Source organism: Martinezella hainanensis (assembly GCF_900094555.1).
Classification (GTDB): domain Bacteria; phylum Pseudomonadota; class Alphaproteobacteria; order Rhizobiales; family Rhizobiaceae; genus Rhizobium; species Rhizobium hainanense.
Genome location: NZ_FMAC01000004.1, coordinates 227280 through 241820 on the forward strand (window position 1 = coordinate 227280; position 14541 = coordinate 241820).

Annotated in this window: 16 protein-coding genes and 1 pseudogene; 10 read left to right on the forward strand and 7 right to left on the reverse strand. The window is 59.6% G+C overall.

Annotation, left to right across the window (positions count from 1 at the left end; all coding sequences use genetic code 11):
• The first annotated feature begins 126 nt into the window (after window positions 1–126).
• Window positions 127–1194: an SGNH/GDSL hydrolase family protein gene (locus GA0061100_RS14765; protein ID WP_075853463.1), complete on the forward strand. Its 1068-nt coding sequence runs from the start codon at window positions 127–129 to the stop codon at window positions 1192–1194.
• Window positions 1187–2260 carry an acyltransferase family protein gene (locus GA0061100_RS14770; protein WP_075853464.1) on the forward strand — a complete coding sequence of 358 codons (1074 nt, stop codon included), beginning with the start codon at window positions 1187–1189 and terminating at the stop codon, window positions 2258–2260. Before GA0061100_RS14765 ends, GA0061100_RS14770 begins: the two co-directional genes overlap by 8 nt.
• A 76-nt stretch (window positions 2261–2336) precedes the next feature.
• On the opposite strand, the gene GA0061100_RS14775 is transcribed toward GA0061100_RS14770, so the two are convergent.
• The 3 genes and pseudogenes from GA0061100_RS14775 to GA0061100_RS14780 all read right to left on the reverse strand — a co-directional run bounded on the left by GA0061100_RS14775 (window position 2337) and on the right by GA0061100_RS14780 (window position 3768).
• The gene (locus GA0061100_RS14775) at window positions 2337–2855 is read right to left on the reverse strand and encodes a phosphotransferase-like protein (RefSeq protein WP_075853465.1); all 519 of its coding nucleotides are present in this window, start codon (window positions 2853–2855) and stop codon (window positions 2337–2339) included.
• Between the two features lie 113 nt (window positions 2856–2968).
• A pseudogene (locus tag GA0061100_RS35145) lies at window positions 2969–3070 on the reverse strand (DMT family transporter); the annotation flags it as partial.
• A 116-nt stretch (window positions 3071–3186) separates the two neighbouring features.
• Window positions 3187–3768, reverse strand: a complete 582-nt coding sequence (locus tag GA0061100_RS14780) for a TetR/AcrR family transcriptional regulator (RefSeq protein ID WP_075853466.1) — start codon at window positions 3766–3768, stop codon at window positions 3187–3189.
• A 144-nt stretch (window positions 3769–3912) separates the two neighbouring features.
• Here GA0061100_RS14780 and GA0061100_RS14785 point away from each other — a divergent pair, with 144 nt between their 5' ends.
• Together GA0061100_RS14785 and GA0061100_RS14790 are read left to right on the forward strand one after the other, a co-directional pair.
• Window positions 3913–4275, forward strand: coding sequence for a DoxX family protein (locus tag GA0061100_RS14785; protein WP_083961358.1), 363 nt, complete (start codon window positions 3913–3915; stop codon window positions 4273–4275).
• A gap of 190 nt (window positions 4276–4465) precedes the next feature.
• Window positions 4466–5044 (forward strand): flavodoxin family protein, encoded by a 579-nt coding sequence (locus GA0061100_RS14790; RefSeq protein WP_075853467.1) that lies wholly within the window; start codon window positions 4466–4468, stop codon window positions 5042–5044.
• A gap of 48 nt (window positions 5045–5092) precedes the next feature.
• Here GA0061100_RS14790 and GA0061100_RS14795 read toward each other — a convergent pair whose 3' ends face one another.
• The gene (locus GA0061100_RS14795; RefSeq protein ID WP_075853468.1) at window positions 5093–5965 is read right to left on the reverse strand and encodes a DMT family transporter; all 873 of its coding nucleotides are present in this window, start codon (window positions 5963–5965) and stop codon (window positions 5093–5095) included.
• Between the two features lie 255 nt (window positions 5966–6220).
• Between GA0061100_RS14795 and GA0061100_RS14800 the strand changes: the two genes are divergently transcribed.
• Both GA0061100_RS14800 and ispG read left to right on the forward strand, forming a co-directional pair.
• On the forward strand, window positions 6221–7420 hold the full coding sequence (locus tag GA0061100_RS14800; protein ID WP_075853469.1) for an MFS transporter: 1200 nt from the start codon (window positions 6221–6223) through the stop codon (window positions 7418–7420).
• A gap of 127 nt (window positions 7421–7547) precedes the next feature.
• Window positions 7548–8801 (forward strand): flavodoxin-dependent (E)-4-hydroxy-3-methylbut-2-enyl-diphosphate synthase, encoded by a 1254-nt coding sequence (gene ispG, locus GA0061100_RS14805; RefSeq protein WP_075853470.1) that lies wholly within the window; start codon window positions 7548–7550, stop codon window positions 8799–8801.
• Between the two features lie 235 nt (window positions 8802–9036).
• Here ispG and GA0061100_RS14810 read toward each other — a convergent pair whose 3' ends face one another.
• A complete protein-coding gene (locus tag GA0061100_RS14810; protein ID WP_075853471.1) occupies window positions 9037–9678 on the reverse strand; it encodes a LysE family translocator in 642 nt (213 codons plus the stop codon).
• Between the two features lie 252 nt (window positions 9679–9930).
• Complete coding sequence (locus GA0061100_RS14815) at window positions 9931–10845, reverse strand: polyprenyl synthetase family protein (RefSeq protein ID WP_075853472.1); 915 nt, start codon at window positions 10843–10845, stop codon at window positions 9931–9933.
• 177 nt (window positions 10846–11022) lie between these two features.
• On the opposite strand from GA0061100_RS14815, the gene mtgA reads away from it, so the two are divergent.
• The 4 genes from mtgA to rpmF all read left to right on the forward strand — a co-directional run bounded on the left by mtgA (window position 11023) and on the right by rpmF (window position 13613).
• Window positions 11023–11772, forward strand: coding sequence for a monofunctional biosynthetic peptidoglycan transglycosylase (mtgA, locus tag GA0061100_RS14820; RefSeq protein ID WP_167459831.1), 750 nt, complete (start codon window positions 11023–11025; stop codon window positions 11770–11772).
• A 94-nt stretch (window positions 11773–11866) separates the two neighbouring features.
• The gene (locus GA0061100_RS14825; RefSeq protein WP_075853473.1) at window positions 11867–12589 is read left to right on the forward strand and encodes a DUF1868 domain-containing protein; all 723 of its coding nucleotides are present in this window, start codon (window positions 11867–11869) and stop codon (window positions 12587–12589) included.
• A gap of 18 nt (window positions 12590–12607) precedes the next feature.
• On the forward strand, window positions 12608–13255 hold the full coding sequence (locus GA0061100_RS14830; RefSeq protein WP_075853474.1) for a glutathione S-transferase family protein: 648 nt from the start codon (window positions 12608–12610) through the stop codon (window positions 13253–13255).
• Window positions 13256–13427: 172 nt separating this feature from the next.
• A complete protein-coding gene (gene rpmF / locus GA0061100_RS14835) occupies window positions 13428–13613 on the forward strand; it encodes a 50S ribosomal protein L32 (protein WP_003543812.1) in 186 nt (61 codons plus the stop codon).
• 345 nt (window positions 13614–13958) lie between these two features.
• Here rpmF and phaR read toward each other — a convergent pair whose 3' ends face one another.
• On the reverse strand, window positions 13959–14531 hold the full coding sequence (phaR, locus tag GA0061100_RS14840; protein ID WP_075853475.1) for a polyhydroxyalkanoate synthesis repressor PhaR: 573 nt from the start codon (window positions 14529–14531) through the stop codon (window positions 13959–13961).
• Between the last annotated feature and the right edge of the window lie 10 nt (window positions 14532–14541).

Genomic DNA, 14541 nt, shown 5'->3' on the forward strand with positions numbered 1-14541 from the left:
CGCAGGGCGTGTGCGTCGAATAATGCGTTCTGGCCGCTCGCCACGACGCAGCCGGCGATCAAACTGCGTTTATATTAGAAAGCGAAAATACAGGAATCGATCCGACACAGCCGAAGAGGTGGCGAATTGTCTATCGGTGCGCGCTGGCGGCCTTGGCCGGCTATCAGGCTTGATGTCGCGGTTGCGTCTCTCTTTCTGGTTTTATGTACATCCCCACCGATCTTTGCCGCGGAAACGATCGAGCGGCCATCGAAATGGATCGGCCGCGTTGCAGCCAGCGATGCTGTCTTTGGCTGGCCCGGCAGCGGTTTTACGCTGCGTTTCGAAGGCACGTCGCTCTCGATTACCCTCGTTGATGCCGGGCAAAACAGCCTGGAGATCGAATTAGACGGTGTTCCCCAACGCCTCGATCTGCAGGCGGGGCAGCACCGATATCAACTTGCCGATGGTTTGCAGCAAGGCGCCCACGTTGTTCGCGCGACGCGTCGCACCGAAGGATGGATTGGCGATACCTTATTCGTTTCGGCCGAAACCGACGGGTCGTTCCTCCCGGCGGAAGCATCGGCCGAAGAGATGGTGGCAATAGGAGACTCCATCACGGCTGGCTATGGCGTCGAGGGTGTCGGTCCCGGATGCAAATTCACCCCCGGGACTGAAAATCAATATCTGACATATGCAGCTGTCGCAGCGCGTAGCCTCGGGATGGAGCTTACGACGCTCGCGGTTTCGGGAATTGGCCTTTCGCGTGCTCGCAAGGGCACCAAAACCATGCTTGACGTCATTGACAATGGAACGCTGTCGAGAAGCGGTGCGCCTGGTCTTCCTGACGAGCGTGTTTCCGCAGTGGTTATCAATCTGGGGACGAACGACTTTTCGGACGGCAAGAATCCCAGCGATTTCGGCGGGGAATACGCCAAGCTTCTCTCCAGACTCAGATATCAGTTTCCAAAAGCGTATCTCTACGCCGCGCTCGGCCCGATGATGCCTCAGAAGGATTTCGATACGGCCGAGAACGCGATCAAGGCCGCCGTCCAGACGAGCGTCGCAAAAGGCGAAAGTCGCCTTCGCTATCTGAACTTACGCGTCAAACCGAAGGACTTCGGATGCAATTGGCATCCAAGCCGCAGCACCCAGGCGGCAATGGCGGATTTGTTGGAACAAGCAATCAAAGCGGATCGGGGCCGTCATGGTTAACGAGCAGGTGCTTTCCACTCGGCGGCCAAACTCGAAGCAATTGGACTCTCTCCAGTTTCTCCGGTTTGTGGCCGCCTTTTCTGTCGTTCTCTTTCATTTCGGGCGCACTCTTGTGCTCGAGTACCATGTCGATCGCAATTACTTCGACATGGGCGCAGTCGGCGTCGACATTTTCTTCGTCCTCAGCGGCTTCATCATCAGCTACTCCTCCGATCCGGGACGCGGGCTTGTCTATTTCGCACGCAAGCGCGTTGCGAGAATAGTTCCACTCTACTGGTTGCTGACGCTGGTGGTCGTCTTGATTGCGCTTGTGAAGCCCAACCTGCTCAATTCGACTGTTGTGACCGTGGACACGGTCATCAAGTCTCTTCTTTTCATCCCTTATCAGAAAAGCGGAGGCGCCATACAGCCGATCCTTTTCCTGGGCTGGACGCTCTGTTACGAGGTGTTTTTCTACATAATCTATGGCGCCTGCCTGATCTTCGGCGCCAAGGCAAGCTGGTTCGCCTCCGCCGCCATCCTCGTCCTGATCGCGCTGCATGCGATTTGGCCGAAGGGATCTGTCGAATGGCGTTTCTATACAAATCCGATATTGATCGAATTCGTTCTCGGCATGATGCTTCATAAGGCGTATTCGGCCTCCAGCGCCATCAGGGGCGGATCGAATGTCGCCGCCAGTGTGCTCGTTCTCCTGGCATGCGCAGCCTACTTCTTCATCGTGACACTCGCCGGCCCCAGCCTCTTCGCTTCAAGCCTGTTTGCGGTCCTGTTCGTTTCGGGCTTCCTGCTCATGCGGATGCCGTCCGGGAAAATATGGGCCATTCTGGTTCTGCTGGGAGACGCGTCCTACTCGCTCTACCTCATTCACCCCTACACGTTTCAGCTTCCGGTCAAATTGCTGGGCAAGCAGCTCTCCCTATCCGCTGCCACGGGAATATTGGCGCTGGCCACACTTTGCACGATCGGGATCTCGGTGGTGCTTCTCAAATTCTTCGAACGGCCGATGCAGGCTCTTCTGATGCGGCGGCCGCGACCTATCGAGGGGGCTGCCGCTGTGGCGGAGTGAAATCCAGCGTCTTGCCGCGGGTTGGAAACTTCGCTCGCCGGGCAGTTTGCGCTTGCAGAAAGCGCATCGATCCGACTTAGGTCGCCGCTGTGCGCCGCTTTTCCCATTCTTCGATTATGATCGCGACCAATGCGTCGAGCGGCCGGGTGGTGTCGACTTCGAGATCGTATCGGCAATAATCGTGTGTTTTCAGATGGTAACGGGCCTCGCCGATGTAGCGGTTACCACGTTCTCTCTCGCGACGTTCGATCTCCTCGACCGGCGCATATACGCCGACCCAGAACACGTCCAGGCGCGCGAACAGATCGTTGAGCTGGTCGGCCCAGCTCTGTTCCTCGACGATATGCTCCACGATCAGATCGTTGCCGGCGTTGGCGAAGGCGACGATGGAGCGATGAAATCCATCGAAGAACCTGCTGCGTTCATTTGGTAACTCCGCCGTCGGGCCACGTTTGGTTGCCCGAAAACCTGCATCGGCCAGTTGATCCGAGGCATAATAGCAAAACTCCGGTAGCGCTTCCCTCAGCGCCTTTGCCAAAGTCGATTTGCCTGCGCTGGACGTGCCATTCAGGAAGATGATGCGGCCAGGGATCATGCGGTATCCTATTCCAGTCACTTTCAAAGGGCCGCAATATTCTCATCGCAACCCGTATATGTATCGGAGCAGACTATAGACTTTTGTGATTGCAGCAATGATCGACCACCCTCAAGCACGTAGCCGAGCAAGAGACCCCAGACGAGCGAGGTACATTCGAATGGCGCCGGCACCGAGACAGGCGTCTGGCGCATGCCTTCGAAGAGAGCGAGCCGGCCTGCACTTCCGCTTTCCCGGCCCAATGCTGCAAATTCAGGGGGCTTAAGCCCTTTGGCTCATCCCCCTTCCCAAAGCCATTTTCGCGGGATCACATCACCTGCAACATCCGCTCTTAGAGCTGACTAAGCTGACCCGATACCATCTGCATGATGAGGGTGATCCGTTGAGACCGGAAAGCGGGTCTTATTCTGCCGTGACGCTCAAGCTCCGCCAATCCGTGAAGTGCCGCCCAGAAAGTTTCAGTCGCAGTATCCACATCCTGGGCGAACGGCGCGATCACCGTCGCCATGGCTCCGAAGCCCTCACGGAGCTGTGCCGGCGTATCCGACCTGGCGAAGCGGAGACCGGTTGGAAGGATAAACATCGCCTCGTACATAGCAGGTCGGGCGAAAGCGAAATCGAGATAGGCGGTCGCGACGTCTTCCACTGACTCCCCCGGCGTGGAGGATGGCCGAATGGCCGCACGGAGTATCGTCGCCAATTCGCCGAAACCCTCGAGAGCGACGGCTCCGACGATTTCGTCGCGATTTTGGAAATGCGAATAAAGAACCGGCTGGCTGTATTCTATCTCGTCGGCGAGGCGTCGGATCGTGACCGAAGCCCAGCCGTCTCGTTCGGCAATCGTCCTCGCAGCGACAACGATCCTGCGTCCACGTTCATCCCTTTCCCGGGTCTTGCGTTCGCTGATGCCCACGTTGTTCCTCTGTCTTCACTCGCGCGATTTCGCTGACGTCATGGCTATCAAAAAGAACACCGGTTGACAAACTAGCAATGCTAGAATAAATGATATGGCTATAATAATTTGTCGCGCTATGGATCGCCGGAGAAGAGAATATCCATGAATTTTCCAGTTCAAATTTTCACGGGCGCAACGGTGCTCGATACCGTCCTCGTCTGGCTACCCGCAGCGGCGTTTCTCGTTGGTGCTATCGTCAACGCGACCGGACATCAGAAAATCCGCGCGGGCTTCGTGCGACTTGGATTTCCATTCTGGTGGTGCTGGGTCACGGCCGCCCTTGAGCTCTTAACCGCAGTGCTGTTGGTCACAGCCGGCATCCGATACATCGGGGTCGCGTTGGGCGCCTGCATCATGCTCACCGCGATCGCGGCTATCGTCCGTATCCGGAATTATCGGGAGCTCCCGCCACCAATGCTGTTCCTACTGCTGCTGATGCTAGCCGATATCAGCGGCTACGCCTGAACATTTCACGGCAAGCAGAGGCGGGCACACATGAGAGCCGGCGTGCAATCGGCTGGGTAACGCTCTCCGTCGCCGAGCATCGGGCGCCATCCAAACTTCAATCATCAACTCATCTGAAGGAACACGCCGGACGGAGCGAAGTCGCTTCCGGACAGCGCAAAGCAACGGCCTGAAGGAGGCCAAAATCACCATGTCGAATCGCACAGCAACTACAGTCGTCGTCTATCATTCGGGCTACGGTCACACCCAGCGGATGGCGGAAGCCGTTGCGGAAGGTGCGGGCGGTACGCTTTACGCCATAGATGCCGACGGTAATCTCTCGGATGACGGGTGGGCAGCGTTGGACGCTGCCGACGCCATCATCTTCGGATCGCCGACCTACATGGGCGGCCCGAGCTGGCAGTTTAAGAAGTTCGCGGACACTTCCTCGAAGGCCTGGTTCACCAACAAATGGCAGGACAAGGTTTTCGGAGGTTTCACCAACAGCGCCAGTTTGAACGGCGATAAGCTCAATACCCTCGAATACTTCGTGCTTCTGGCGGGACAGCATGGCGGCCTGTGGGTCAGCCTGGGGCTGAAGCCAGCGAATGTGAAGGCGTCGAAGCGCGACGATGCAAACAGGATGGGATCATACATCGCGCCAATGGCTCAGTCCGATGCTGACGCAGCCCCGAGCGAAATGTCGATCGGCGACCTCGAAACTGCCCGCGTTTACGGCAAGCGCGTGGCACGCGTCGCAGATCGGTTCGCATCGGCTCGGGCTGCCTGATGCGTGCACCAATGCTGGCGAGTACGGCGATCACGACACGCTCTCACGTCAAGCCGCCGCCGTGCGTCGCTTCATCCGTTCGCTGATAATGATGATGAACCCGGCGCTGAGGATCAGGATGGCGCCGATGAAGGTGTTGGCGCCGGGGATGTCGCCCCAGATCATGTAGCCGAGCAAAAAGGCCCAGACGAGCGAGGTATATTCGAACGGCGCCAGCACAGAGACGGGGGCTTGGCGCATGCCTTCGAAGAGGGCGAGCTGGCCGGCGCCGGCGATGACGCCGGTCAAGGCCAGCAGGACGATCTGAAAGAGCGTTGGCGTCTGCCAATGGGCGATCGCCATGCCGGCGGTCAGGATGATGAACATGATATTGGAGACGGCCATCTGGATATGGCTCTTCTCGTGCAGCGCGGTTTTCCGCAACAGCACCATGCCGCATGCCCAAAGGACGGCGGCCTGCAGCGCCAGATAGACCGGCCAGGAGATCGAAAGCCCTACCGGATTGGAGGCGATCACCACGCCGCAGAAGCCGACGCCGACCGCCATCCAGCGGGCAAATGTTACCTTTTCGCGCAGCACGATGGTCGCGAGGATAGTGCCGATGATCGGGGCTGCGTAATAGAGCGTCGTCACCTCGGCAAGTTGCAGGTAGGAGGCGGCCGAATAATAGGAAATCCAGGCAACCAGGATGATGACGCTGCGCACGATCATCGGCTTGATGATCGGCGAGCGTGCCACCTTGCGAACCAGCGACGGGCCTTCGAAGACGAAGCAGCCGGCAAGGATGGTGCAGCTTCGGATGAACAACACCTGCCAGACGGGGATGGAGGCAACAAGCAGCTTCACCGCCGAATCATGGGCGGTGAACAGCATGTAGGCAAACACCGTAAGCAGGATGCCATAGCCGATGGAGTTTTTCACGGGGATGCACCAGAGGATGACCCGACTCGGGGTCGACTGAATAATCTTTCAGGCCTCAACCGATAGGAGCCTACTTTTTCGCCGTCAATAGGACATTTTGCCAATGGCGTGCGTATATGAATGATTTATTCGGGTTGTGGCGTGTTTGCCTCCGCTTTAACAGACGGAGACGAAATGTGACCGTTCCGGCTGTTTTCGATCGTTGCGATTTCAATCGATTTAAATAGACTGCGGCCACTGATTTGGGGGAATTTTATGGACGATATGACGAGATTGGAGGGTCTTGAGGCGAAAAGGAGCGGATTCTTCACAAAACCGCGTGCGGCCGTTTCGTTGATGTTCCTTCTGAACGGCTTCATGGTCGGCTGCTGGGCGCCGAAAATTCCGGAGTTTGCCGAGCGGCTGCAGCTTTCGAAATTCGAGCTCGGCCTGATGATCCTCGTCTTCGGCGTCGGTTCGCTCATCATGATGCCGCTGGCCGGCGCGCAGATCGCCGTGCGCGGATCGCATATCGTCGTCAAGATACTTGCCGTGCTGACGCTGCCGATGATTCTGGCCTTGACGCTGGCGCCGAATGTCTGGACTGCGGCGGTGGCACTCTTTCTCTTCGGCGGCTTCATTGGTGCGATGGATGTGGCGATGAACGCCAACGCCGTCTCGGTCGAAAAGTCCATGCGGCGCGCGATCATGTCCTCATGCCATGCCTTCTGGAGCCTTGGCGGTCTGCTGGGTTCGGCGATCGGCGGGCTGCTGATCTCGCGCTGGGGCGTTCTTGGTCATGCCGAGGCTTCGACCGTCATTGCGGTTCTTTTCCTCGTTGTCGCCTGGCCGATGGTCCTCAGCGACCAGCCGCATCATGATGAGGCCAAGCCGAAGGCGAAGTTGCCGATGATTCCGCTGCCCTGGCTGCTCGGCATGGTGGCGCTGTTCTGCATGGTGCCGGAAGGCGCGGTGCTCGATTGGAGCGCGCTTTATCTCAGCCAGGAAAAGGGGGCATCGGTGGCGCTGTCCGGCTTCGGCTTTGCCGCCTTCTCGGCCACCATGGCGACCATGCGCTTTGCCGGAGATTTCGTGCGCGACTGGCTGGGCGCCATCAGGACGCTGCGTGTCTGCACGGTCTTCGCCATCGTCGGCATGCTGACCGCAGCACTGGCGCCAAATGCGGAGATCGCCATTCTCGGCTTTGCGCTCTGCGGCATCGGCATTTCCAACATGGTGCCGATCGCCTTTTCGGCTGCCGGCAACATTCCCGGTCTACAGCCGGGCATCGCCATTTCGGTCGTCACCACGCTCGGCTATTCCGGCATGCTGGTGGCGCCTTCGGCCATCGGCTTTGCCGCCGAGCATGTCGGCTTCTCGCCTGTCCTGATGGCGCTGCCGGTGTTGCTGCTCGTCGTACTGGCCTTGTCGTCTTTGGCGCGCTACGCTGACGGCATCGGCGAAAGCAAGCATTAATTTCGTCGCTTTTGCCCGGTAACTGCTAGGTTCCGTCCGATCAAAAGAGATTGTCGCAGCGGTTGACAACGACCGCTTGGTGATCCACCTGAAAGGCACCCATTTTCGAGGCCTGCGAGAGCTTTCCATGTCGTCCGCCACCGATTTCGATCCGAAACCGCGCCGTTCCTCCGTTGCCGTCGATGTCGGCGGCGTGATTGTCGGCGGCGGTGCCCCCGTCGTCGTGCAGTCCATGACCAATACCGACACGGCCGATGTCGATTCGACCGTGGCGCAGGTCGCCGCCCTCTACAAGGCCGGCTCCGAGCTCGTGCGTATCACCGTCGATCGCGATGAAAGTGCTGCCGCCGTGCCGAAGATCCGCGAGCGGCTGCTGCGTCTCGGCATGGACGTGCCGCTGATCGGCGATTTCCATTATATCGGCCACAAGCTGCTCGCCGATCATCCGGCCTGCGCCGAGGCGCTGGCGAAATACCGCATCAATCCCGGCAATGTCGGGTTCAAGGACAAGAAGGACAAGCAGTTCGCCGAAATCATCGAGATGGCGATCCGCTATGACAAGCCGGTGCGCATCGGCGTCAACTGGGGTTCGCTTGACCAGGATCTCCTGACCGCGCTGATGGACAAGAATGCCGCCGAAGGCTCGCCGCTCTCGGCCCGCCAGGTGACGCGCGAGACGATCGTGCAGTCGGCGCTGATCTCGGCCGACCTTGCCGAGGAAATCGGCCTGCCGCGCAACCGCATCATCCTGTCGGCCAAGGTCAGCCAGGTGCAGGACCTGATCGCCGTCTATTCCATGCTGTCGGAGCGTTCCGACCACGCGCTGCATCTCGGTCTCACCGAGGCCGGCATGGGGTCGAAAGGCATCGTCGCTTCCTCTGCCGCCATGGGCTATGTGCTGCAGCACGGCATCGGCGATACGATCCGCGTCTCGCTGACGCCTGAGCCGAATGGTGACCGTACCCGCGAAGTGCAGGTGGCGCAGGAGCTGCTGCAGGTCATGGGCTTCCGCCAGTTCATCCCCGTCGTCGCGGCTTGTCCCGGCTGCGGCCGCACGACGTCGACGGTCTTCCAGGAACTCGCGCAGAACATCCAGAACGATATCCGCAAGAACATGCCGGTCTGGCGCGAGAAATATCCGGGTGTCGAGGCGCTGAACGTCGCCGTCATGGGCTGCATCGTCAATGGTCCGGGCGAAAGCAAACATGCCGATATCGGCATTTCGCTGCCGGGCACGGGCGAGACCCCAGCTGCCCCGGTCTTCATCGACGGCCAGAAAGCGATGACGCTGCGCGGCCCGAACATCGCTTCCGATTTCGAGGCGCTGGTGACTGACTACATCGAGAAGCGCTTCGGCCAGAAGAACGTCGCGGCGGAGTGATCTGCTATCGCATGTGAATAAATGCCCCTCACCCCAGCCCTCTCCCCGTTTTGACGGGGCGAGGGAGCGATCTCGTCAAGCCCCTTCGCCCCGTCAAAGCGGGGAGAAGGTGGACTCGAACAGTCAAGCGAAGCGGACTGTGAGAGGACGGTTGAGGGGCTCACCTATCCATTTGTGTTGATGCAATTCCGGGTGGAAAACCGCTTTGCGCTTTTTCTAAATTAATTGGGCAGGATCACATATTGCTCGTCAGCAGCTTGATGCCGGCGAAGCAATAGAAGCCGGCCATGGCGCCCTCGATCCAGCGGCGCGCATTGCGGTAGACCTTCAGCGCATGCGATGTCGAAAACAGGATCGCATAACCCATGAACGCCAGGAAGCCAGTCGCGCAGCAGACGGCGACAATCAGCACCGCCACGGACGCGGGCGCACCCTGCGGCATGCCGAGTGCAATAATGGCGAGCCAGGCGAAGATCGCTTTCGGGTTGGTGACGTGGATACCGTAGCCGCGCAGGACCAGCGATTTGAAGCTTGGCGTCTTCGGCCCCTCGGCGGCCGTCGGCAGTTCGCCGCTGGTGCGGACGGCGCGGAATGCCTTGTAGGCGAGGTAGAGCAGATAGAGGCCGCCGAAGATCTTCAAAAGCTCCAGCGCCATCGCATAGGTCTGCAGCAGCGTTGCAAGGCCAGCCGCTGCGGCAATCGCCCAGGTCAGCGATCCCCCGAAGATGCCGAGTGCCAGGGTCATGCCGGCCTTGCGGCCATGGGTCATCGACGTGCCGATGATAGCCATGATGGCCGGGCCTGGACTGACGACGGCGACGATGTAGGCGATGTAGGCCGGCAGGATCTGCGGCAGGTAGGCGAGGGTGTCGTGCATGGAGACTATTCCCGGGGGGCGCGGCCGGCGCGGAGAATTCCGCGTCCAAAGGCCAGTTCCGGATGGGAATGTGTCATAAAACACAGTGGAAATCACCCGGCGCAGCGATGGATTCTTGTGATGGTGACATTCCAGAGCTGAATGGGTGACCGCGGCCGGTACCATAGCCGGGAGGATGGCAGACGCCTATCGCTATCCTGCCTGAAGGTCAGTCGCCTGCCGTCAGGCAACACCGTGCGGAAGCCTTCGGGCTCAGTTCTTGCGGTTTGCGACGAACCGGGCGGTTTCCGTCAGAACATCGGCCTTGTCGCCGTAGCCGGACAGGAGGTCGGCGGCTTCGCTGACCAACCTTGCCAATGTCGTTTCCGCCCATTCCCGGCCGTGCAGAGCTACCAGCGTCCCCTTGCCGCGTGCGGCATCCTTGCCGGTTGCCTTGCCCATCGTGGTGGCGTCGGCTGTAAGGTCGAGAAGGTCGTCGGCGAGCTGGAAGGCAAGGCCGATCTTTTCGCCGAAGGTCCGAAGGCGTTTGCGGTCCTCGGCCGAGGCGCCTGATATGATGGCGCCGGCCTCGCAGGCGAAGCGGATCAGCGCGCCCGTCTTCATCGCCTGCAGCGTGGTGATGCCGCGCTCGTCGGGCGTTTCTTTCTCGGCGGCGAGGTCAAGAGCTTGGCCGCCGGCCATGCCGCCAATGCCGGCCGCGCGCGACAACGCCAGCACGAGGGCCATTTTCCGATCCGCCGGCAGCTCCGTTTCAGGCGCTGCGATGATGTCGAAGGCATAGGTCAGCAGGCTGTCGCCCGCGAGAATCGCCGTGGCGTAGTCGAAGGCGATATGCACCGTCGGCTGGCCGCGGCGCAGGTCGTCGTCGTCCATGGCAGGCAGGTCGTCATGGACGAGGGAATAGCAGTGCACGCATTCGAGTGCCGCGCCGACCCTGAGCGCCGCCTCTGCATTGCCGCCGAGAAGGGCTGCGGATTCCATGACGAGGAAGGGTCGTAGCCGCTTGCCGCCGTTCAGGACGCCATGGCGCATCGCGTTCAACAGCCTCTCGGGGCGGACGATCTCGTCATTGAGGCTGGTGTCGGCCAGCAGCCGGGTCAGCAGTGCCTCGGTCTTGCCGGCATTATCCCTGAGGCGCTGTTCGAATGAAGTATCGGTGCTGTCCATGGCCGCTGTTTGGCATGAGAGGCGGTTGCTGGCAACGAGAATTGTCAACAGCCGGGTGGGGAATTGCGTCGCACTCTGGTCATCGCTTTGTGTAGACGGTATGACGGGTCAGCATCAGAGCGTTTCCCGGATGCACTAAGGCTGTACCGGGATGGAGCGACCGTGGACGTCAGGCATTTGGACATATCGACGGACAATGAGGAGGAGGAAGCCGAGGTGCCGCGACGCTCCTCCGTGTTGGCTCGCTTCCGAGACCGTCCGTTCTGGCAGCGTATCGTCCTCGTCCTGATCGGCTTCTTGCTGCTGCCCTATTTCTTAATCGTCGTCTATGTGCTGCCGTTCATCCACCCTGTTTCCACCCTGATGATAGGCGATGCCGTAACCTTTCAAGGATATGAGCGTCGCTGGGTTCCGCTGGATAGGATCGCGCCGGTGCTGGTCAAATCCGTCATGGTCTCGGAGGACGGGCAGTTCTGTTTTCACGGTGGCGTCGATTGGGGCGAGATGCGGGTTCTCGTCGAGGAGACGCTGAGCGGCAAATCCACCCGCGGCGGCAGCACGATCCCGATGCAGACGGTGAAGAACCTGTTCCTGTGGAACAGCCGCTCCTTTGTGCGCAAGACGCTGGAGCTGCCGCTCGCGGTTTCAGCCTCGGCCGTCTGGTCGAAGCGCCGGATGATGGAGATCTATCTCAATATCGCCGAATGGGGGCCGGGCATCTACGGTATCGAGGCGGCGGCACGCTACCATTTCAAGGTGCCGGCTTCCAAGCTGACCGCGCGCCAGGCCGCGCTCCTTGCCGTCTCCCTTCCCAATCCGATCGATCGGGTCGCGAGCAAGCCCGGGAGAGGGCTCAGCCAGCTCGCCTCGTTGATCCAGCGCCGTGCGCGAAACGCCGACGCATACATCAAATGCCTTTATGACTGAGATCAGAACTTGTCGTTCGATCGGCTGATCGTCATCTGGCATTCTTGGCCATGACGTAAGGGCGGGTGATCTGCCAATGATGATCGGATAGCCCATGGATTTCGACGCCTTCTCGCCCGAATTGCTCCAATGCTCCAAAAGCCTGCATCCGGCGCCGCCACGCCATCTCGGCACGCGCTATGATCGCTCAGGTATCTTCCAGCCCGAGCCCGGCAACACGGTCGTCTGCCATCTGTCGGAGGGGTCGGCGACGCAGCGCGCTATCGTTGCGGCGAGGCAGAAATATCTCGACATGCCGGAAGCCCGGCAATTCGCCTTCACACCGGTCTCCAGCCTGCACATGACTCTCTTCCAGGGGATCATCGAATATCGCCGTGCTCGGCCCTATTGGCCCGCGGACGTCGCGCTCGACACGCCGATCGATCAGATGACGGAGATCATGGGCGAACGGCTGAAGGCCTTTTCCGGACGCGATCCATTCGAGGTGACGGTGATCAAGGCGCGGCCCAGCGGTCTGGTGGTTGCCGGCGCCACCGAAAAGGATCGTAAGGTTATGCGCGATTGGCGCAATGCCCTTGCGGATCTCTTGGGCTATCGCCATCCCGATCATGAGACTTATGTTTTTCACATCACGTTCACCTATGTCATCGAGCGACTGGCCGACGAGGCTCTGCCGCCCTGGCAGGCGATGTTGGACGATGCCGCTGATAGGCTTCGCGCCGAGGTGCCCGTTATGGAGTTGCGGCCGCCGGCCTTCTGCTCGTTCGAGGACATGAATCATTTCGAGGAGCTCCTCGTCTTCGAAGTCCGAGACTAAGAAAGGAAATATGCGATCATGGACAAGCTCACTCTCTATATCGGCAATAAAAACTATTCTTCCTGGTCGTTGCGACCGTGGATTGCGCTGGAGGGTTGCGGCATTCCTTTCGAAGAGGTGCTGATACCTTTCGATTTTCCAGGCGGCAATCCGCGCATCCGCGAGGTGTCGCCGACGGGTAAGGTGCCGATGCTGGTCCACAGCGGCTTCAAGGTATGGGAATCCTTCGCCATCATCGAATATGCAGCCGAGCTCCTCCCGGATGCCGGGCTTCTGCCGAGGGACCGTCAGGCGCGTGCGTTGGCACGATCCTACAGCATGGAGATGGTTTCGGGTTTCAGTGCCTTGCGCAACGCCTGCCCGATGAACATGCGCCGGCCGATCGCCCGCCGCGATCTGCCCGATGGGGTGATAAAGGACGTAGCGCGCATCGAGACCATTTGGCGCGAGGCGCGAGCCTTTTCAGGCGGGCCTTTCCTGTTTGGGAGCTTTTCCGGCGCGGATGCCATGTTTGCCCCCGTTGTCAGCCGTCTGGAACGGTATGACATCGCGGTTGCGGCGGATACGCGGGACTATATGGCGGTCATGAAGGCGCTGCCCGCCTGGCAAAAATGGGAGGAAGCGGCATTGCGGGAAACTTGGACCGTGCCGGAGGATGAGGACTGATTCGGTCTCGAATATCCGCGAATCTGGTTCGGCGGGCAAAAAATGCTGGAAGGGACTGGTCAAAGCCCGGCAAGCCATGTATAAGCCCGCCCAATTTCCGAAATTGATGCATGTCTGTTTCGGCCGCCTTGCTGGCCGTGGATATGTTTCGTCCGTACATGGAGTAACGAGAATGGCTGTACCGAAGAGAAAAACGAGCCCGTCCAAGCGCGGTATGCGCCGCTCTGCTGACGCCCTGAAGGCTCCGACCTACGTCGAAGACAAGAACTCCGGCGAACTGCGTCGTCCGCATCACATCGACCTGAAGACCGGCATGTATCGCGGCCGTCAGGTTCTGACGCCGAAGGAAAGCGCATAATCTAGCGCTGCCTTGACGGCATGAATAAAAAAGGCTGGCGGTTCGCCGGCCTTTTTCTGTTTTCGTTGGGATGTGCTGGGTGCGTGAAAAACAGGCCGTTCGTATGCCGGACCTCTGACACCCCCCTCTGTCACTGACGTGACATCTCCCCCATAAGGGGGGAGATTGTTGGGAATAGGTTGCCGGCTCTCACCAAACCAACAAGCAGCAGTTTCGCGGATTCGATATTCGCTTGAGGCGAGGGGATTCTGCGGGTTAACAATCTCCCCCTTGTGGGGGAGATGTTACGTCAGTGACAGAGGGGGGTGAAAACTCTCCACGAGTTCACGGGCGAATTGCCCTATCTCACAAACTATCCAGCTTGTTCTGCATGGCGCGGAGCTGTTCCTTGAGCTCGTCGATGTCCTTGGCTTCGGCCTTGCGGCTTTCCTTGGCCGGCGGCTGCATGAAGGGGGAGAACATCTGCATGGCCTGCTGGAACATTTCCGTGTTGCGGCGGACCTGTTCCTCGACCATCTGCATGGGCAGCTGCAGGTTCTTGCCGAGCGGCGTTTCGCCGAAGGCCTTGTTGATTTGTTCGCGCATCTGCGTCTGCTGCTCGGTAAAGGCGCGCATCGAGTGCTCGAGGAAGCTCGGCACGACCATCTGCATCTGATCGCCGTAATAGCCGATCAGCTGTCTCAGGAAGGATATCGGCAGCAGTGTGTTGCCGGTTTTCGATTCCTGTTCGAAAATGATTTGCGTCAGGACCGAATGCGTAATGTCTTCGCCGCTCTTGGCGTCCTGGACGATGAATTCCTCGCCCTTCTTCACCATCTCCGCCAGATCGTCCAGCGTCACATAGGTGCTGGTGCCGGTATTGTATAGGCGGCGATTGGCATACTTCTTGATTACGATCTGGCCCTCATTCTTTGCCATTATCAGTCTC

Excerpts from the sequence above, each read along its gene's own strand:
- GA0061100_RS14770 (WP_075853464.1), top strand. The coding sequence starts at position 1,187 with ATGGTTAACGAGCAGGTGCTTTCCACTCGGCGGCCAAACTCGAAGCAA.
- GA0061100_RS14775 (WP_075853465.1), bottom strand. The coding sequence starts at position 2,855 with ATGATCCCTGGCCGCATCATCTTCCTGAATGGCACGTCCAGCGCAGGC.
- GA0061100_RS14785 (WP_083961358.1), top strand. The coding sequence starts at position 3,913 with ATGAATTTTCCAGTTCAAATTTTCACGGGCGCAACGGTGCTCGATACC.
- GA0061100_RS14790 (WP_075853467.1), top strand. The coding sequence starts at position 4,466 with ATGTCGAATCGCACAGCAACTACAGTCGTCGTCTATCATTCGGGCTAC.
- GA0061100_RS14800 (WP_075853469.1), top strand. The coding sequence starts at position 6,221 with ATGGACGATATGACGAGATTGGAGGGTCTTGAGGCGAAAAGGAGCGGA.
- ispG (WP_075853470.1), top strand. The coding sequence starts at position 7,548 with ATGTCGTCCGCCACCGATTTCGATCCGAAACCGCGCCGTTCCTCCGTT.
- GA0061100_RS14810 (WP_075853471.1), bottom strand. The coding sequence starts at position 9,678 with ATGCACGACACCCTCGCCTACCTGCCGCAGATCCTGCCGGCCTACATC.
- GA0061100_RS14815 (WP_075853472.1), bottom strand. The coding sequence starts at position 10,845 with ATGGACAGCACCGATACTTCATTCGAACAGCGCCTCAGGGATAATGCC.
- GA0061100_RS14825 (WP_075853473.1), top strand. The coding sequence starts at position 11,867 with ATGGATTTCGACGCCTTCTCGCCCGAATTGCTCCAATGCTCCAAAAGC.
- GA0061100_RS14830 (WP_075853474.1), top strand. The coding sequence starts at position 12,608 with ATGGACAAGCTCACTCTCTATATCGGCAATAAAAACTATTCTTCCTGG.
- rpmF (WP_003543812.1), top strand. The coding sequence starts at position 13,428 with ATGGCTGTACCGAAGAGAAAAACGAGCCCGTCCAAGCGCGGTATGCGC.
- phaR (WP_075853475.1), bottom strand. The coding sequence starts at position 14,531 with ATGGCAAAGAATGAGGGCCAGATCGTAATCAAGAAGTATGCCAATCGC.